General features: G+C 38.2%; 19 protein-coding genes and 2 tRNA genes. 7 read left to right on the forward strand and 14 right to left on the reverse strand.

The annotated features are described in order from the left end of the window. The first annotated feature begins 323 nt into the window (after nucleotides 1–323). Both argS and ACF8D3_RS07385 read left to right on the forward strand, forming a co-directional pair. Complete coding sequence (argS, locus tag ACF8D3_RS07380) at nucleotides 324–2123, forward strand: arginine--tRNA ligase (protein ID WP_392470930.1); 1800 nt, start codon at nucleotides 324–326, stop codon at nucleotides 2121–2123. Between the two features lie 327 nt (nucleotides 2124–2450). Beyond that, nucleotides 2451–3059, forward strand: coding sequence for an SPOR domain-containing protein (locus ACF8D3_RS07385; RefSeq protein WP_004882018.1), 609 nt, complete (start codon nucleotides 2451–2453; stop codon nucleotides 3057–3059). A gap of 61 nt (nucleotides 3060–3120) precedes the next feature. Here the strand turns inward: ACF8D3_RS07385 and ACF8D3_RS07390 are convergent, their stop codons facing one another. The 6 genes from ACF8D3_RS07390 to ACF8D3_RS07415 form a co-directional block, all read right to left on the reverse strand. After that, entirely contained in the window at nucleotides 3121–3777 is a 657-nt protein-coding gene (locus tag ACF8D3_RS07390) for a glutathione S-transferase (RefSeq protein WP_004882021.1), read from the reverse strand. Between the two features lie 97 nt (nucleotides 3778–3874). After that, nucleotides 3875–4273 (reverse strand): OsmC family protein, encoded by a 399-nt coding sequence (locus ACF8D3_RS07395; protein WP_019385280.1) that lies wholly within the window; start codon nucleotides 4271–4273, stop codon nucleotides 3875–3877. Beyond that, nucleotides 4270–5217, reverse strand: coding sequence for a pirin family protein (locus ACF8D3_RS07400; protein WP_392470931.1), 948 nt, complete (start codon nucleotides 5215–5217; stop codon nucleotides 4270–4272). The genes ACF8D3_RS07395 and ACF8D3_RS07400 overlap by 4 nt, the downstream gene beginning before the upstream one ends. Nucleotides 5218–5403: 186 nt before the next feature. Next, a complete protein-coding gene (locus ACF8D3_RS07405; protein ID WP_392470933.1) occupies nucleotides 5404–5682 on the reverse strand; it encodes a DUF2798 domain-containing protein in 279 nt (92 codons plus the stop codon). An 11-nt stretch (nucleotides 5683–5693) separates the two neighbouring features. After that, nucleotides 5694–5990, reverse strand: a complete 297-nt coding sequence (locus ACF8D3_RS07410) for a DUF3861 domain-containing protein (RefSeq protein ID WP_004882027.1) — start codon at nucleotides 5988–5990, stop codon at nucleotides 5694–5696. A 33-nt stretch (nucleotides 5991–6023) separates the two neighbouring features. After that, nucleotides 6024–6551 carry a PadR family transcriptional regulator gene (locus tag ACF8D3_RS07415; RefSeq protein WP_392470934.1) on the reverse strand — a complete coding sequence of 176 codons (528 nt, stop codon included), beginning with the start codon at nucleotides 6549–6551 and terminating at the stop codon, nucleotides 6024–6026. 169 nt (nucleotides 6552–6720) lie between these two features. Between ACF8D3_RS07415 and ACF8D3_RS07420 the strand changes: the two genes are divergently transcribed. Next, on the forward strand, nucleotides 6721–9138 hold the full coding sequence (locus ACF8D3_RS07420) for an AAA family ATPase (protein ID WP_061393526.1): 2418 nt from the start codon (nucleotides 6721–6723) through the stop codon (nucleotides 9136–9138). Nucleotides 9139–9186: 48 nt separating this feature from the next. Here the strand turns inward: ACF8D3_RS07420 and guaA are convergent, their stop codons facing one another. Next, nucleotides 9187–10755 (reverse strand): glutamine-hydrolyzing GMP synthase, encoded by a 1569-nt coding sequence (gene guaA / locus ACF8D3_RS07425; protein WP_061393525.1) that lies wholly within the window; start codon nucleotides 10753–10755, stop codon nucleotides 9187–9189. A gap of 435 nt (nucleotides 10756–11190) precedes the next feature. Here guaA and ACF8D3_RS07430 point away from each other — a divergent pair, with 435 nt between their 5' ends. Next, on the forward strand, nucleotides 11191–12417 hold the full coding sequence (locus ACF8D3_RS07430; RefSeq protein WP_171054747.1) for a DUF445 family protein: 1227 nt from the start codon (nucleotides 11191–11193) through the stop codon (nucleotides 12415–12417). A 46-nt stretch (nucleotides 12418–12463) separates the two neighbouring features. On the opposite strand, the gene ACF8D3_RS07435 is transcribed toward ACF8D3_RS07430, so the two are convergent. After that, nucleotides 12464–12832, reverse strand: coding sequence for a NirD/YgiW/YdeI family stress tolerance protein (locus ACF8D3_RS07435; RefSeq protein WP_061393524.1), 369 nt, complete (start codon nucleotides 12830–12832; stop codon nucleotides 12464–12466). Between the two features lie 144 nt (nucleotides 12833–12976). After that, nucleotides 12977–13399 carry a DoxX family protein gene (locus ACF8D3_RS07440; RefSeq protein WP_061393523.1) on the reverse strand — a complete coding sequence of 141 codons (423 nt, stop codon included), beginning with the start codon at nucleotides 13397–13399 and terminating at the stop codon, nucleotides 12977–12979. 237 nt (nucleotides 13400–13636) lie between these two features. On the opposite strand from ACF8D3_RS07440, the gene ACF8D3_RS07445 reads away from it, so the two are divergent. Continuing rightward, complete coding sequence (locus tag ACF8D3_RS07445) at nucleotides 13637–14281, forward strand: DedA family protein (RefSeq protein WP_007478325.1); 645 nt, start codon at nucleotides 13637–13639, stop codon at nucleotides 14279–14281. A 1-nt stretch (nucleotide 14282) separates the two neighbouring features. Here ACF8D3_RS07445 and ACF8D3_RS07450 read toward each other — a convergent pair whose 3' ends face one another. The 5 genes from ACF8D3_RS07450 to ACF8D3_RS07470 all read right to left on the reverse strand — a co-directional run bounded on the left by ACF8D3_RS07450 (nucleotide 14283) and on the right by ACF8D3_RS07470 (nucleotide 17120). Next, nucleotides 14283–14873, reverse strand: a complete 591-nt coding sequence (locus ACF8D3_RS07450; protein ID WP_017196902.1) for a LysE family translocator — start codon at nucleotides 14871–14873, stop codon at nucleotides 14283–14285. A gap of 209 nt (nucleotides 14874–15082) precedes the next feature. Further along, nucleotides 15083–15475, reverse strand: a complete 393-nt coding sequence (locus ACF8D3_RS07455; RefSeq protein ID WP_019385289.1) for a hypothetical protein — start codon at nucleotides 15473–15475, stop codon at nucleotides 15083–15085. A gap of 9 nt (nucleotides 15476–15484) precedes the next feature. Then, the gene (locus ACF8D3_RS07460) at nucleotides 15485–16327 is read right to left on the reverse strand and encodes a ParA family protein (protein ID WP_392470935.1); all 843 of its coding nucleotides are present in this window, start codon (nucleotides 16325–16327) and stop codon (nucleotides 15485–15487) included. Between the two features lie 82 nt (nucleotides 16328–16409). Further along, complete coding sequence (locus ACF8D3_RS07465) at nucleotides 16410–16802, reverse strand: SirB2 family protein (protein WP_004882049.1); 393 nt, start codon at nucleotides 16800–16802, stop codon at nucleotides 16410–16412. A 9-nt stretch (nucleotides 16803–16811) separates the two neighbouring features. Continuing rightward, nucleotides 16812–17120, reverse strand: a complete 309-nt coding sequence (locus tag ACF8D3_RS07470; RefSeq protein ID WP_019385290.1) for a BolA family transcriptional regulator — start codon at nucleotides 17118–17120, stop codon at nucleotides 16812–16814. Between the two features lie 241 nt (nucleotides 17121–17361). Between ACF8D3_RS07470 and ACF8D3_RS07475 the strand changes: the two genes are divergently transcribed. Both ACF8D3_RS07475 and ACF8D3_RS07480 read left to right on the forward strand, forming a co-directional pair. Further along, nucleotides 17362–17437, forward strand: a tRNA-Gly gene (locus ACF8D3_RS07475). A 44-nt stretch (nucleotides 17438–17481) separates the two neighbouring features. Next, nucleotides 17482–17557: transfer RNA gene (locus tag ACF8D3_RS07480), tRNA-Gly, on the forward strand. Nucleotides 17558–17602 lie beyond the last annotated feature (45 nt).

Below are 17602 nucleotides of genomic sequence, written 5' to 3' on the forward strand. Positions count from 1 at the left end.
CCTTATCCTTCCATCATTTTTGTTTAATCTTTAATTTGTATTTAAATCATTTTATTTAAAAATACCAAAATCCATTTTCGAAATATTCATTTTATATTTCACGTATTTCCAATTCTTTCCTTTCCTCATCTTTTATCAATTGAGCATGAACAGAATCTAATCATCAAATCTCTCATTATCGCAATGCAAAAGCTTTCAAAGCACGCTCCACTCTAAAGGGTAATCAATTACCAAATTTATGCATTTACAGCGGAAATGTCTCCCCTAAATGAGGCGAAATTTGCTATATTTAGCGTTTTTCCGCGACATTTATTTCGGTAACTATGAATACGGCAATACAAGCAGCTCTTGATCATGCGGTGCAATCCCTTCAACAACAAGGGGTACTTCCTTCAGATTGGACAAACACGAGCCATTTAACCCGTACTAAAGACCGAAGTCACGGTGACTTTGCTTCAAATATTGCCATGATCGGCTCAAAAGCAGCAGGTATGAAACCTCGTGATCTTGCTGAAAAAATCTTAGCGGCACTACCTGAGGTCGCTGATATCACCAAAGCTGAAATTGCTGGTCCTGGTTTTATCAACTTCTTTTTAAATGCTGACCAACGTTTTGCTGTACTTGATCAAATTCAAGCACAAAAAGATCAATACGGTCGCAGCCAAGCCAATGCAGCCAAAAAAATCCAAGTTGAATTTGTCTCTGCAAATCCGACCTCTAGCCTACATGTGGGACATGGTCGTGGTGCAGCATACGGTATGACCGTTGCAAACTTATTAGAGGCAACTGGCGCTAAAGTTGATCGCGAATACTATGTCAATGACGCTGGTCGTCAAATGGATATTTTGGCGACTTCTACTTATTTGCGCTATTTAGAGTTAACAGGTCAAACTCTTGTTTTCCCTAAGAATGCCTACCAAGGCGACTACGTGAAAGAAATCGCGCAAAGCATCATTGATCAAGATGGTGATGTTTATGTTCGTCCAGTTGCCGATATCTATAAAGATGTTCCTGAGGATGTTCAATACGCCGAAGAACTTGATGCGGAAGGCAATAAAGTTGTTCTTTCAGGCGACAAAGAAAAACATATCGATGGTTTAATCGCAAACTCGCAACAACAGTTAGGCGTAAGCTATCGTGTTTTCCATCAAGCAGCATTACACGCGATCTTAGATGACATCAAAGATGACCTTGCTGACTTTGGTGTGACCTTTGATAAATGGTTTAGCGAAGCATCATTGACAGAAAAGATTGATGAAGCATTAACAACACTTGATCAGCGTGGTTTCCTCTACGAAAAAGATGGCAACATCTGGTTCAAATCGACAGAATTTGGCGATGAGAAAGACCGTGTTGTTAAACGTCGTAATGGTCAAACCACGTATTTCGCATCTGATATTGCTTACCACCTGAATAAACTGCAACGTGGCTATACAGACCTCATTGATATTTGGGGTTCTGACCACCACGGTTATATTTCACGAGTGAAAGCTGCAATCGACGCAATGGGTTATGACTCAAAGAAACTGACTGTACTTTTAGTTCAGTTCGTGAGTTTATGGCGTGGCGGTGAGATGGTACAAATGTCATCTCGTTCAGGTCAGTTCGTGACTTTACGTGATTTGCGTAAAGAAGTCGGCAACGATGCGGCGCGTTTCTACTACGTGATGCGTAAATCTGAACAACACATCGACTTTGATTTAGACCTTGCCGTTTCGCAAAGTAAAGACAATGCGGTGTATTACATCCAATATGCACATGCGCGTGTCAACAGTATTCTTAACCGTGCTAAAGAAAAAGAAATTGCATTTGATGTCGCAACTGCACGCCAAGTTGCTGATCTTTTAACTTTAGATACAGAAACAGAAATTTTAGCGAAATTAGCAGCTTATCCTGAGATTGTTATTCGTGCAGCAAATGTTTGTGAACCACACCAAATCGGCAATTATTTGAAAGATTTAGCGGCACTATTTCATGGCTGGTATGCTCAAGATGGCGTAAAATTTGTTGATGAAACAAATACTCCGTTGTCTCAAGCACGTTTACTACTTTCAGTTAACGTACAGCAAGTATTACGCAACGGTTTAGAGCTTTTGGGCGTGTCTGCACCTGAAGCCATGTAATAAAGTGAAGCGAGAGCTTCACACATGGCTGCAAGACAAGAGCTATGCTCGCGTAGTGATGTAATCAGCAAAGTAACGCTTTGTACATCGTCGCAAGACAAAGGCTGTGCCCGCGTAGCGATGTAATTAGCAAAAAGCTATGCTCAAAACAATGTTGCTCGCAGCATTTTGATATCGTCATTCGTTTGCTGTTGATTTCTCAATCGCTTCACTAGACGATATATTGATAAAAATACGACAAACAAAGCATTATTTTTTACAGATAGTGCTTTGTTTCTCAGAAGATTCAAGTTACAAATAACATAATAGGATCAAGAGGAATTTCAGGTGTTTGGAAAAACGCAACGTGGTGTATCTGAACGACCAAATAAGCCCAAGAAACCACTTATTCCCAAGTGGCTAGGAATGCTTGTGGCAATTCTAGCGATCCTATGTGTTGCCGTTATGCTGATGCTTTGGCAACCTTGGCAACCCGTCCCGACAAAAACACAGGTGACCTCTGAACATTATCAAGAAGAAGATACCAACAAAGACTATCGCTTCTATGATTTGCTTCCACAGCAACAAGTTACACCTATTCCAGAACAAGCTGTTCCTGAAACTAAGCAAGAAGGCAACGTGGTCATTATTGAATCACCTAAGCCTGAAACTACGACAACCGAAGATTCAGCAACACTAACACCAACTGAGCCGACTACACCCGTCGCAGCAACTTATATTTTACAGGTTCGCAGCTATCCTGATCCTGATAGTGCGGATGCTCGACGCGCAGAGATTATTTTGAACGGCTTGTCTGCTGATGTGGTAAAAACTGTCGAAAATGGTCAAACATGGTATCGTGTTTTTTCAGGGCCTTATGATAGCCAAGATGCTGCTTTAGCCGCACAACAAACACTACAACATAGCGGAATTGATTCAATCGTCATTAAGCGTTAATCACAACATAGAACATAAAAAAGGAACGATAAATCGTTCCTTTTTTGTTTTGATCACTACATTACGAGCATTCGGAATCAAGGCTTTTTTGTTCAGCTTTTTGGAAGGCTGAACGCTGTTGAATACGTTGTACAAAGGCTTGAATATTTGGATATTTTCCATGTAAACGCTTTTGCAATGCAATCAAAGGAAATGCCATCTGAATATCGGCAAATGAAAATTCACCTGCAAAGTAATCATGCTTTGATAAATATTGCTCAAGATACAAAATATGTTCTTTAACACGAGGACGGACAAATCCAGCCTTTACCCCATCGGTAATCTTTTCTGCAACTGGGCGAACTATCCAAGGCACATGCTTGCTGACATTATTCATCACCAAGGTCATGACCAATAAAGGCATGAGAGAGCCTTCTGCATAATGCATCCAATAATAATATTGGCGCTGATCTTTCACATCTTGCGGTCTAAATTGTTGTTGCTGATCATAGCGTTGCTGCAAATAATCCAAGATCACAGCAGATTCAACAATCACATCACCATCATCAACTAAAATTGGCGCTTTCCCAAGCGGATGAATTTGCTTGAGATCTTCTGGAGCTGCGTAACTTGAGGTCCTTTGATAAAGCTCAACTTGATAATCATCGATACCAAGTTCCTCTAATGCCCACAATATTCGGAATGAACGAGAACATTGTAGATAATGTAAGGTAATCATTTTTGTGCCTGCTTTGTGCTACGCAACTGCCGTTTTTAGTCCCTCTAACAGTTGCGTTTAGAATTATGTTTTGCCAAAGCACAATAGCACTATCAACTTAAAGAATCATGGTCTGAATGTCTAAACTACGTAACAAAGTTTTAGTAACAGGGGTTTTGCTACAGACATTGAGAAGTTTTTCTTTTAAGTCTTGTGAAATAGGTTGTTCAAATATTACTCGACGCTCAATATGCTCTTGCTGTTCACGATTGGTATAGAAATCGACCTCCACTGCAAACTCCCCCAACTCGATTTCCTTATGTTGTGCATACATCCGCAAGGTGATCATGGTACATGATGCTAAACTTGCTGTTAGAAAATCATAAGGTGCTGGCCCAGTATCATGACCACCAAAAGATTCAGGTTTATCTGTCAAATAATGATGTTTGCCACTTGTGACTTCACCTTTCCAAGGTTCAGCAAATGTTTGGACTTTTGAACTTGCGATAATACTCATTTTGAAGCCCTCATTTGCTCAGGCAATACAGGTGCTTCTAAACGCTTACCTTGATAATCAGGAATCTCGCCAAAACGTGCATCATGTTTAATCCAATCTTCACGAGCTTGTTGCAAATCCTCCATGGTGCGTCCAACGAAGTTCCACCACAGTAAGATCGGTGATTCAAATGGCTCACCACCAATCAATAGCACACGATGTCCTTGCGTCAGTTCAACTTCTATCTCCGTTAAACCTGTTTCCAACACCACCATATTATCAGCATCCAATTCATGCCCATTTACGCGTGCTGTCCCCTCTAATGCCATGAAGGCATATTCAAATTTTGGGTTGAGTGGAATACGAGTTTTGGTGTTAGCTTGTGCCGTGAGATCCACACCAACCAATGGGGTATGAACTTGCACTGGTGAAACTGTCTCTAAGAAATCACCAACCAAAACAGTAAATTCAACTTGATCTTTACTTACCACAGGCAATTCTGGATAGTGTTCAAACTTCGGATTCATATTGCGTTTATCATCAGGCAAAGCAATCCAAAGCTGCGCTGCATGCATCTTGGTTTCTGTATCTGGTGCAACTTCAGTATGTGAAATCCCATGCCCCGCAGTCATGAGATTGACCTGTTTTGGACGAATCAGTTGTTTAGAACCAAGGCTATCGGTATGCATCATGGTGCCTTCAATCATCCATGTAAATGTTTGCAAACCGATATGGGGGTGCGGCCCAACATCCAAGCCATCTCCGGCTGGGAAACTCACAGGCCCTGCATGATCAAGGAAACACCATGCCCCAACTAAACGTTTATTGCGGCTAGGTAAAGCCCGCTTAATCACTGTCCCCTTGCCAATTTCTGCGGAACGAATTTTAAAGTCTTGAATAAATTGATTGATGTAGGTTTCGCAGTCTTTTGAATCTGAAATATCGTAATCATTATTATTGCTCATGATCTCGCTCTCTTTTACCTATGCTATTGCAATGAGTTGTTTTATTGATCTTAACAACACAATCTAGCTTCTATATAGTCTTTTGGTAATACGCTGAGTGCCATCCATGAGACAATCCAAATTTCACTAATTCATTTTATTCCTAATACATTTAAACTTAAATACATTGATCTATATGACACTAGCTTATTGCGGTGTCATATCCACAATTAGGCTGGTTAAACGTCTTACTAATGGCAAGAAAATCAAGACCACGGGATAAGCAATCAACCATGAGAATAGCCAAGTTGAAAGCCATTTTATCGTAAAACCATCGATCAACCCGATATTCATCAATAAGTTAATGAATGATAATGTTGCACTCATCAGCCCTGACAATATCAATGGAATAATCCAAGCGGCATATTTTGCAGGTAATTTAGAAAACAATGGCTTCTTTGTTTGTTGCACGCTATTTGCACCCATATTGATTAAGCCTATTTCTTTACATGTTGTTTTAGATTTTTCATGAATTGACCAAACTGCGGTAAGAACTCCTCGAATAATGGATGATCTTTATGTTCCAACATGACTTCACTAAAAAGCTTTAAGCCCACAGCAAAAGATTTAGTGGTTTGATCATCAAAAAATTTAGCACTTTTTAAGCGCTCAACAATTTGGAAAATATCATCATGATTACCTGTATAAAACTCTAAGCGCTCGGTGTACGTTGAAGCCTGCCCTTTCGCATCTTTTAAATGTTGCACGGTGACATGGTATTGATGTTGTTTCATAAGTTTTCTCTAAATTGATATTGGATAAGGTATTTATAAACGGCCAATTGCTATTGCTGCTTGATCGATCTTTTCAGCAATTTGGTAAATCTGTTCTTGCTGTAGATCAGCAATATTGAGTTTTAGACGCAGTGCTGTTTTAAGGTTTTCCATTGCTCGATGAATCTCTATGAGCTGATCGTTATTATGAATGTCACGTCTAAGTCTTAGTTTTTCTAGCAGTGCTTCAAGCTTATCTTGCTGCTCTTGCAAGTAAGCCTCACCAAGCTGAGTGACTTGGTATTGCTTACGCTCTGCATCTAGCAATGAAATAAAATTCATTTCTTCCAAATTGGTTAATGTTGGATAAATCGTTCCCGCACTGGGCGTATATCCATCCCCCACTAGATCACTAATTTCTTTAATAATTTCATAACCATGTTTGGGACTTTGCTGAATGAGATGCAGCACTAACAGTTTCATGCGACCTGATTCAAACAAGCGTCCACGGCGACCTGTTCGTTGATGCTCTCGATAATGTGAATCATGTTCGCCTTCATGATGATTTGATTGATGTTTCATCTTTATTTTTCTCATATTGCACAATTTATGAATGTTAAGATATATCTTAAATAATCTTATGGCAAGTTAAGATATTACTTAAAGTTAAAATTAGTATTGACTTCATCTAATAACTCAGTAATTTATATATATAAATTATTAACTTACAATCATCTCAATAGGAATTAGAATGTCTAAAATAACGAAAATTGCAAAGATTGATAATTTTGGTATTTTTAAAAATTTTGATTGGGATTCCAGTCTAAGCTACCAACATAAAAGCAACACTGAAATTTATAATTTTAAAGATATCAATATCTTTTATGGTCGTAACTACTCAGGTAAAACTAGTCTTTCTAAAATAATTCGCTCATTAGAAAAACGTATTGTTCCCTCTAAATATGATCAACCTGAATTTAAAATTGAATTCTCGGATGGTTCAATTATTTCTCAGAATAATTTAACCACACACGCTCATCCGATTTATGTCTATAACTCAGATTTTGTTAAAGAAAATTTAAAGTTCATACATGATGAAAATGCAAATATTGAGTCCTTTTCAGTGACATTAGGCGGCGACAATCAACAAATTGTAGATCGGATTCAAGAGTTAAATAGTAAGTTAGGCTCAAATGAAGAGAATACTAAATCTGGTGTATTTCTTAATATTTATAATAAAGAGGTAGATCTAAGAAATGCTAAAGAAAATCATAGCAATAAATACCGTGATTTAGAAAAATTACTCACTGATAAAGCGACACGTAATTCAGATTCAATTAAGAATCAGCATTCTTTATTTGGTGACATTAATTACAATGTAACGAAACTAAAAAATGAGATCAGTGAAGTTCAAAATTCTAGCTTTCAAATTTTGACTGAGGCTCAAATAAACGTACAAAAAGCTCTAGTAAACCAAAAAGAATTACCCGACCCTCCAGAACTATCAACTTACGCTTTAAATTTTTCACAACTCATAGAATTAACAAATGAAATTTTGAAAACCACTGTTGGTGGCTCTCAAAAAATTGAGGAATTAGTGAATAATAGTATTTTGAATTCATGGGTACAAACAGGTCATCAATTGCATAAAGATCGAACGTCTTGTGCATTCTGTACTCATGAAATTACTGAAAACCGACGAATAGAATTAAGAAACCATTTCGATCAAGAAACTCAAAATCTTCAAAATCGTATTACGAAAGGTATTGAACACTTAACAAGCTTAATTAATGGAGAAAACTTCAAAATCAATTTTGATATAAATCATTATTATCAACAATATTATACTGAACTTTCATCACTAAAAACTGAGCTAACCATGGCTCTTGAAAAACAAAAAAACTCACTTGAACAACTAATAAAATTACTAGAAAGCAAAAATAAACATCTATTTACAAGTTTAGAAACCAAATATCCACAGAATCATGCAGAAGAAATCACAAGCGTAATAAAAAAAATTGAAGCAATACGCACACAATGTATTCAACAAAATGATTTTCTTGTAAATCAACAAAATCAAGCTAAAAAAGCTTTACGCCTAAACCATATTTATCATTTCTTACAGGATATTAATTACACTCAACAAAATACAGATATAAGCCTAGCTTTTGAAGCCATTGCTCCATTAGAAATTGAACTTGCAACACTACAAACTCGAAGAACCTCGATTACTGCAGAAATAAAGAGTGAAGAAGATAAATTAAAATCTGAGGGAGAAGCTTGTGCTCGTATCAACAGTATTCTCAATCATGATTTTGGTCATCAGGCACTTAGCCTAAATGCAATTGAAACTCCTAATGCTCAAAATATTCATTTTGAGATTCAACGTAATGGAGCTAAAGCTCACAATCTCAGTGAAGGTGAGCAAAGCCTCATCTCCTTTTGCTATTTCTTAGCAAAAATCCAAGATGATCTAGATCAAAATAAGAAACCGATTATTTGGATAGATGACCCTATTAGTAGTTTAGATAGTAATCATATTTTCTTTATATTTTCTCTTATTGAAGAGAAAATTGTAAATAATCAAAAATTTGGGCAACTTTTTATTTCAACACATAATTTAGAGTTTTTAAAATACCTAAAACGGCTCAATGGGAAAAAATGGGGCAATATACAATTTTTTATTATTAAAAGGAATTTTGACTCCTCTGCTATATTCCAAATGCCAATTTATATGAAAAACTACTTTTCAGAACTTAACTTCTTATTTCATCAACTATATCTCTGTGCAAGTGAAGAAAATATTAATGACCAAAACTATAATAGTTTTTATAACTTCCCCAATAACGCAAGGAAATTTTTAGAACTATATTCTAATTTTCATTATCCAGATGGGTTTTCCAACACCGATACCGAAAAACTTCAATCTCTTTGGGGTGAACATTTAGTATTTACATTTACTGATAGAATCAATAATGAATACTCTCACTTGGCAGGAATATTTGAAAGATCCTTTACACCTTTAGAACAACCTGAAATGCATAAAGCCTCTTTTGCTATTCTAAAAAAAATTATTGAGTTAAATCCAAGACAGTACGAAGGTTTCTTAAAAAGTATTGGAATAGAATCGACTACATTAGACCCTCTTTATATAAAACTAACTACATAAAAAAAGAGCGCTTAAGCGCTCTTTTTATTTGAATAATTTTCAAAAAAATTATTCCCATTCAATCGTAGCTGGTGGCTTAGATGACACATCGTAAACAACACGAGAAACATCTTTGATTTCATTCATGATACGCGTAGAAATTTTATCAACCAACTCGTATGGCAAGTGAGCAAAACGCGCTGTCATAAAGTCAACAGTCTCAACCGCACGAAGTGCAATCACCCATGCATAACGACGACCATCACCTACAACACCTACAGATTTCACAGGTTGGAATACTGCAAACGCTTGAGCAGTTTTGTCATACCAACCACTTGCACGAAGCTCTTGCATAAAGATGTCATCAGCAAGACGCAGAATATCTGCATATTCTTTTTTCACTTCACCCAAGATACGCACGCCCAAACCTGGACCTGGGAATGGATGACGGTAAATCATGCTATGAGGTAAACCTAAAGTTGTACCTAATTTACGAACTTCATCTTTAAATAAGTCACGTAATGGTTCAACAAGGTCAAATGCTAAATCTTCTGGTAAACCACCCACGTTGTGGTGTGATTTAATCACGTGTGCTTTACCTTGTTTGCTTGCAGCAGATTCGATCACGTCAGGGTAAATCGTACCCTGTGCCAAGAATTTCACGCCATCAAGTTTACGTGCTTCTTCAGCAAATACTTCGATGAATTCACGGCCAATGATCTTACGTTTTTTCTCAGGATCAACTTCATCCGCCAACGCAGTTAGGAAACGCTCTTCGGCATCAGCACGGATCACACGGATACCCATGTTATCAGCGAACATTTGCATAACCTGATCACCTTCGTTTAAACGAAGTAAACCATTGTCTACAAATACACATGTAAGCTGATCGCCAATTGCCTTATGCAACAACGCAGCAACAACAGATGAATCTACACCACCAGACAAACCTAGAAGAACTTTTTCATTACCGATTTGTGCACGTAATTGTTCTACACGAAGGTCGATAATGTGTTCAGGTGTCCAAAGACCGCGACAACCACAAATCTTATGCACAAAGTTAGAAAGTAATTCAGCACCTTTCGCTGTGTGGGTTACTTCAGGGTGGAATTGCACACCATAGAAACGACGAGTTTCATCGCTTACCGCAGCAAATGGGCAGCTTGGTGTACTTGCAGTCACTTGGAAACCTTCAGGAATCGCACTGACTTTGTCGCCATGGCTCATCCAAACATGCAATTGGTTTTCACGATCTTGTAAGTTACCAATTAACTGGTCACGAACAACGATGTCAACTTCTGCATAACCAAACTCATGTACTTTACCCGGCTCTACTTTACCGCCAAGCTGTTCAGACATGGTTTGTAAACCATAGCAAATACCCAAAACTGGTACGCCAAGTTCAAATACAACTTGAGGTGCGCGTGGGCTACCCTCTTCATGTACACTCTCAGGACCACCTGACAAAATAATCCCGTTCGGATTAAATGCACGAATGTCTTCTTCAGACATATCAAATGCAAACATTTCAGAGTAGACACCTGCTTCACGTACACGACGTGCAATGAGCTGGCTATATTGAGAGCCGAAATCCAAAATAAGGATACGATCTTCAGTAATTTGAGTATTGGTCGTCATGGCGAATCATAAAAGACAAATGAATTAAGCGCCATATTCTAACATTTTTCATGCATTGGCGCACCGCAATTCATCATCTATCTTACTTTTTAGATTTTGTTGCCAATCAGCACTGATATTTAAACTAAAATTTCACAGTAAAGAGTCTATTTAAGCGAGTTAAATCAACATTTCTTGTCAATTATGCTCAACACAAAACAAAAATTGGTGCTAAGATGATGAATCGAAAAATATGCATTACCATGGAAAGGTATTCAATCGACCTCATCGTTTCCTTTCATGTGATTGCGATGTCCTTGATACAAGGAAAACTAAAAATTCTAAAGATATTGGTGAACTGACCAATGTCCTAAAATATTTCACTATCCTCTATCGCTTGCCCGACCACGAGCAACAATTAGGACTTGAAGGACCAATACAATAATGTTTCAAGAAATGATTGCGGATTTTCATCAGAATTTCTGGTTATATATTTCGATCCCATTTATTAGTGGCTTTATTGGTTATATAACCAAAGTGATTGCGATCCAAATGATGTTCGCACCACTTGAATTTAAAGGGTTTAGATTATTTGGTCTTCCAATTGGATGGCAGGGAATCGTTCCTCGTAAAGCAGAAAAAATGGCAACCACTGCGGTTGAACTGATGACCTCCAAGCTCATCAAACCTGAAGAAATTTTTGCACGATTAGATCCAAAGCGTATCGCACAAGAAATCGAAAAACCTCTCATGGCGGCTGCCGAAGATATTACCCGTGAAGTTGCGCAACAATATCAACCCGGTTTATGGGAAGGCATGCCAGAGTTTGCACGTCAAAAACTCATCAAACGTGTTCAAGCCAAAGCGCCTGAAATCGTTGAACATATCATGGGTGAAGTACAAAAAGATGTTGCTAAGTACTTCGATATCAAACACATGGTCGTCAACAATCTACTCAAAGATAAACGCCTCCTCAACGAAATCTTTAAAAAAGTCGGCAAACAAGAATTTAAATTTTTTAGTAATGTCGGCTTTGTTTTTGGTTTCGCGATTGGTGTTGTGCAAATGCTGTGCTGGATCGTGACACAAGGTAAATACCCATGGATGTTGCCGATGTTTGGTGGCTTTGTCGGTTTCTTCAGTGACTGGATGGCGCTACAAATGATGTTCCGCCCGTTATATCCAAAGAAGGTGCTGGGCTATACATGGCAAGGTTTATTCATTAAACGTCAAAACGAGGTTGCCGCAGATTATGCTGCTTTGATCTCAAAACAATTACTAACATCACGCAACATGATGGAAGAACTTTTCTCTGGGACGCACTCAGATAAAGTGATTGAATTAGTCAGCCGTCACGTCAAACAAGAAATTGATTTACAAGCAGGTATTGTACGTCCATTGGTGGTTTATGCGATTGGTGGTGAAAAATACCAAAACCTTAAATCAGAAGTTGCTGAGCGTATTTTAAAACAGCTTCCAGATACTATGCGCTATGTTGAATCTTATGCTGAAGATGCAATGAATGTTCGTAATACACTGGTTGAACGGATGCAGAAACTTAGTCCTGAAGAGTTTGAAGGTATGCTCCGCCCTGCATTTAAAGAAGATGAATGGTCTTTGATTATTGTGGGTGCTGTGTTGGGTTTCCTTGTTGGGGAAATGCAAATTCACTTCATGCTATAAAAATTGCGATCATAAAAAAGGAAGCATCTGCTTCCTTTTTTATTGCTTAATGTACAAGCTTTTCAACAGTGATCGCTTCAACATCTGTCGGTTTATAGCGATGTGTATCCACTTCGCCAACCACACGGACATGGTCTCCAACTTTTAAGCCAGCACGCTGCCAAATATCATCATCAATTTCGACACCAATCGTGCCACTTTTATCTTTTAATTCGTAATGATCACTCTTCACATGTTTGGTGATTTGCCCTGTCAGCGTCACACCTGTTTCATCAGCTAATTTAGCAATTTGACTCACGGTCACAACATTATTTAAAGCCTCTTTTAAAATAACATGATCATCTTTACCTGCCCATGATGGCGCAGACAAACCAAATAAAACCACAAAACCTAATCCTAGCAAGCTTCTTTTCATAACACGCTCTATTCTTTTAACACACTATTATCTAAACAGATTTATACTCAAATGTCGGCTTCGGTTTGTAATCAACCGTAATGTATAGATATGATTAAACCCCACTGATGGAGTGGGGTCTCATACAACAACTAAGTTAATCTGTTATTTTTCAATTGCATGATCAAGGCTCAAACGACCTGCTCCATACAGCATTAGATAGAATAAACCACCAGACATTGCTAAGTTTTTCATGAAGTTAATTTGTTGCATTTGATCATCTGCACTATGGAAAATGAAGGCAGTAATAATACTAAACACGGCTAAGCCAAATGCTGCCAAACGCGCTTGGAAACCAAAAAGTAAGGCAAGGCCACCACCAAACTCAACGAGAATAGTTAAAGGCAAAAGTGCTCCCGGCACCCCCATTGATTCCATATAACCCGCAGTAGCGCCATAAGCCGTTAATTTGCCCCAGCCAGCGATAATAAAGATATAAGCCATAAGAATACGGGCAACCAGTGTAACCACATTATCTACGCCTGATTGAGTAACAATATTTTTTACAACCACATTCGGATTAAACATAATAAATTCCACACTGTTTGTTTTTTAACATGAGAACAGTTTATGTATCTTGCAATTTGCAATAAACACCATATTTGTTAATGCATCATTCTATATTTAGAACAATATAGCTCAATTTATCAGCAAAATTCTTTATTTGTATCATCAACTAAAGTTACCAATTAATTTGCTTTTTATACTGACATTCTATAGATGCACTGCTAGGATTTAGTTCAAATTTATACTGCTCACACCTTCATGGAACTCATTGATTTTATTCTGCACGTTGACGAACATCTTTTAGAATTTATTACCAATTATGGCGTTTGGATTTATGCCATTCTATTTTTAATTATCTTTGTCGAAACTGGTTTAGTGGTTATGCCATTCTTACCGGGTGACAGCTTACTGTTTGCCGCTGGTGCGCTTGCTGCCTCTACGGGTGCAATGGATCCATGGTTACTTGGTGTTTTATTATTTATCGCTGCGGTATTGGGTGACACACTCAACTACCATATCGGTAAATATGTTGGCCCGCGCGTATTTGAAACGAACTCTCGCTTAATCAATAAGCAACATTTGTTAAAAACACAAGAATTCTTTCAACGTCATGGTGGTAAAACCATTATTTTTGCTCGTTTTGTGCCGTTTGCACGAACCTTTGCGCCATTTGTTGCGGGCGCAGGCAGTATGAATTATAAGTTTTTCCTGACTTATAATGTGATTGGTGCATTCTGCTGGATTGCTTCTTTTATTACGCTTGGTTATTTATTCGGTAATATGCCAATCGTAAAAGATAATTTCACTCATTTAATTTTCGGTATCATCATTATTAGTGTATTACCGGGTGTGATTGGTTTTATCCGTCAAAAACTCAATAGCCGTAAAAGCCACAAAGCTTAATTTAGAAAAAACGGAACACCATTGGTAGCATACAAACGATTAATAACATTGCCGATCCTTTATATAAGTGGTCGGCTTTGATTCCAATCAAACTTCCTGTCAATAATGCCCTTCCGAACATCATCCAAAATAAAGAAACTGGAATTAATACAAGGGTAAATACACCTAGTACCCATGCTGTATTTTCAACAGAGTTCCATGTTTCATCGGGAAATATCCCTGCTGCCAATAACAGTGTCTTTGGGTTCTTGAGGGTCGATAAGAATAATTGATACGTTTTGATTTGCTGATGATTTTGATAATGCTTCTGTAGATGTGAACTTTTCCATAAATGAAAAGCGAGCCACAATACATAGATCACGCTACATACATGCAAAATGAGATGTAAAGCAGGCCAAATCGGATCAAATAAATGAATAAAGAGTGCCCATAAACCAATACCATAGGTATAACCTAGCCACTCCACAGGAATGAAAGACATAGTTTTAACAAAGCCGTGTTGATGTGTTGAACTGGCCAATAACGCATTCGTAGGTCCGGGAATGAGTAATACCGCTATCATCGCCAAAACAAAAAACCAACTCTCAATCATACAGATACCAAATGACCACACTTGGTCGCAACCTTATACGAATTTGGTTCAAACAAACAAGTTTTAGCGGAAAAATGAACGATAAAAAGCAGAAAAATTAGAGGTAAAAAATCAATAAGTCATTGTTATTATTATACTTAACTTGAAACATTTTGCTAAAATTTTGTTATTTATCACTCGTAAGATCACGAGTGATAAACCTGTTTTTGTTATGATTTTGGACGCGGTTTGACGATAATTGGACAACCTTTGAACTGTGCAGCCTGCACAATGGCATCTTGTTGACCTAAAACTTTCGAGAGTTCAGTGTTTTTGGTATTCATTGATTGCCCCATATTCACTGAAATAGATGGCCCAAAGCCCCAACCACTACGACTGCCCCAGCCACCGCCCAGTCCGACTCCTACACCGACACCTGTGCGTTTTGGTGTTTGTACACCATTGTCGATGTAAAGCTGAATACGGTTGTACTCAGCTTGTAGCTGTTGGCAATTCAGCGCTTGATACTGTGTTGGAGAAACATAAGTCGGTTTAACCGTTGATGCACATGCACCTAATAACATCGTAGCTGCCAACACAGGCATCCAATATAAGCGTTTCATAAGATTCTCTTATTTCTTTGATTCAATCTCATTGAACAAAGTGACATAAGCAAGGGTCAACTTATGTTCAGATGCTAAGTGAATCAAGGGTAAATTCTTTTGATGTGATTCTTTCATTAACACAGACGGCGGTAACCTTCCCTCTAATACAGGTAAGCCATCATCTTTCAACTGTTGAACCACTTCACGAGGTAATTTTGCTTGAGACTGGTACTGATTAACGACAATACCCTCAATCTCCAAGCGATCATTATGATCATCTTGGGTTTCGATAACATTTTCAATCAAAGTTTGTAACGCACGTTTCGAGAACACGTCACAATCAAATGGAATCAAGACACGGTCAGCCGCAATTAATGCCGATAAAGTGAAGAAATTAAAGGCTGGCGGTGTATCAATATAGATACGATCATAACGAGCACTGAGCGATTGAATCGAATCACGTAATTTATAAATCTTATGCTTACTTTCTAAAGCGTGCTCGAGCGCGCCTAAGCTTGGGCTTGCTGGAATCACATCCAAGTTTTCAAAAGAGGTGCGGTGCACATAGCTATCTAAGCCTTTACCACGCGGTGCTTTTAAAATCGAACCAATCGCATTGCCAATCAAGCCCTTTTGTTGCGTTGCACCAAGCACATCTTCAAAGAAATTTTCAATATTTGGCTCTAATGCCGCTTTATCCGCAGAGTATGTCGCATCTTCACCCAAAAGGTATTGGCTAGAGTTTGCTTGTGGATCAAGATCGATCACTAAGGTTCTAAAACCTTGTTTAGCACTAATAGCTGCTAAATTAATCGTAATACTTGATTTCCCTACACCACCTTTTTGGTTAAATACCACACGCGTTAACATGACTTCCCTCTACAAGATTTTTTTGTAAACTGCATGCAGTTTAACCTAGTGCCCAAACAATTACTAAAACAATGTCAAACAATTACGCAAAAACAGGTTTAATCATCACTAAGCCAAGGATACCTATCAAAGCCACTGTGCTGATCAATAATCCAGCACGGCGTTGTACCAACAAAACATTGCTATCTTGCTTGTAAGTTTTGCTCATAGATGACCATAGGACAAAGAATAAAATGACTTTGGCATAGAACCATGGTTCAACTACAAAGTTCTTCATAAACAGTAAAACCGCACCCGTAACAATAATCAGAGTCAGAGACAAATGTTGTAAACCGACTAAGCTTTTACGCGAGTTAATATTGGGTTGTTGACCCTGTACGCCAATAAACAGCGTCGCCGCTCGAGCAACAAACACAAGAATCAATAAACTCACCGCAGACATATGCACAATCTTGGTAATTAAATGAGCATCCATAATCAATCCTTATGCCTTGGGTGCGTGTGCGCATTCAGGACTTGAAGGTGCTTGACCTTGCCACTCGCTTGGAACATAAGCGTGAATTGCTAATGCGTGGATACGACCTGGACTCATGAGTTCGGCAGCAACTGCATAAATTTTTTGATGACGTTGTACTAAGCGCAGACCTTGAAATTCTTCACTTACTACAATCACTTTAAAATGTGATTCTTTCCCCGGGAAATATCCACCATGCCCAGCAGACTCATTGATTACTTCAAGATGGCTAGGTGCTAATGTTTGTAAGCGTTCAATTAACTGTTGTTCTAAGTTCATCAGTCACTCTGTAAGGTCAGATTGAGATAGGCAATCATTATACATGACAGAAACAGCTCGGTCTGTTGGCATTTCACATGGCTTCAGCAGTGGCTAAATGACCATGAGCATTGAATTTTTTGGGGAAATTCTCGACTTTTTCAGCATTATTATGAAGAAATGCTTTTATTTTATGCAATTAAACATTTTCTTTGCATAAAGTTGTTGACCCTTGTTTTGCTTAATGTATTATAGCTGGCACGCGGGAATAGCTCAGTTGGTAGAGCATAACCTTGCCAAGGTTGGGGTCGCGAGTTCGAGTCTCGTTTCCCGCTCCAGATTGGTTTTTTAAGTGTAAGTTTTAGTAAAAACTGCTCAATATGCGGGAATAGCTCAGTTGGTAGAGCATAACCTTGCCAAGGTTGGGGTCGCGAGTTCGAGTCTCGTTTCCCGCTCCAAATTCAAAGGCCCTAGTCGAAAGATTAGGGCCTTTTTCTATATGA

This window comes from Acinetobacter sp. YQ_14, assembly GCF_043102985.1.
In the GTDB taxonomy this organism is placed as follows: Bacteria; Pseudomonadota; Gammaproteobacteria; order Pseudomonadales; family Moraxellaceae; genus Acinetobacter; species Acinetobacter venetianus.

Excerpts from the sequence above, each read along its gene's own strand:
- argS (WP_392470930.1), top strand. The coding sequence starts at position 324 with ATGAATACGGCAATACAAGCAGCTCTTGATCATGCGGTGCAATCCCTT.
- ACF8D3_RS07390 (WP_004882021.1), bottom strand. The coding sequence starts at position 3,777 with ATGATTACCTTACATTATCTACAATGTTCTCGTTCATTCCGAATATTG.
- ACF8D3_RS07395 (WP_019385280.1), bottom strand. The coding sequence starts at position 4,273 with ATGAGTATTATCGCAAGTTCAAAAGTCCAAACATTTGCTGAACCTTGG.
- ACF8D3_RS07400 (WP_392470931.1), bottom strand. The coding sequence starts at position 5,217 with ATGAGCAATAATAATGATTACGATATTTCAGATTCAAAAGACTGCGAA.
- ACF8D3_RS07405 (WP_392470933.1), bottom strand. The coding sequence starts at position 5,682 with ATGGGTGCAAATAGCGTGCAACAAACAAAGAAGCCATTGTTTTCTAAA.
- ACF8D3_RS07410 (WP_004882027.1), bottom strand. The coding sequence starts at position 5,990 with ATGAAACAACATCAATACCATGTCACCGTGCAACATTTAAAAGATGCG.
- ACF8D3_RS07415 (WP_392470934.1), bottom strand. The coding sequence starts at position 6,551 with ATGAAACATCAATCAAATCATCATGAAGGCGAACATGATTCACATTAT.
- ACF8D3_RS07420 (WP_061393526.1), top strand. The coding sequence starts at position 6,721 with ATGTCTAAAATAACGAAAATTGCAAAGATTGATAATTTTGGTATTTTT.
- guaA (WP_061393525.1), bottom strand. The coding sequence starts at position 10,755 with ATGACGACCAATACTCAAATTACTGAAGATCGTATCCTTATTTTGGAT.
- ACF8D3_RS07430 (WP_171054747.1), top strand. The coding sequence starts at position 11,191 with ATGATTGCGGATTTTCATCAGAATTTCTGGTTATATATTTCGATCCCA.
- ACF8D3_RS07435 (WP_061393524.1), bottom strand. The coding sequence starts at position 12,832 with ATGAAAAGAAGCTTGCTAGGATTAGGTTTTGTGGTTTTATTTGGTTTG.
- ACF8D3_RS07440 (WP_061393523.1), bottom strand. The coding sequence starts at position 13,399 with ATGTTTAATCCGAATGTGGTTGTAAAAAATATTGTTACTCAATCAGGC.
- ACF8D3_RS07445 (WP_007478325.1), top strand. The coding sequence starts at position 13,637 with ATGGAACTCATTGATTTTATTCTGCACGTTGACGAACATCTTTTAGAA.
- ACF8D3_RS07450 (WP_017196902.1), bottom strand. The coding sequence starts at position 14,873 with ATGATTGAGAGTTGGTTTTTTGTTTTGGCGATGATAGCGGTATTACTC.
- ACF8D3_RS07455 (WP_019385289.1), bottom strand. The coding sequence starts at position 15,475 with ATGAAACGCTTATATTGGATGCCTGTGTTGGCAGCTACGATGTTATTA.
- ACF8D3_RS07460 (WP_392470935.1), bottom strand. The coding sequence starts at position 16,327 with ATGTTAACGCGTGTGGTATTTAACCAAAAAGGTGGTGTAGGGAAATCA.
- ACF8D3_RS07465 (WP_004882049.1), bottom strand. The coding sequence starts at position 16,802 with ATGGATGCTCATTTAATTACCAAGATTGTGCATATGTCTGCGGTGAGT.
- ACF8D3_RS07470 (WP_019385290.1), bottom strand. The coding sequence starts at position 17,120 with ATGAACTTAGAACAACAGTTAATTGAACGCTTACAAACATTAGCACCT.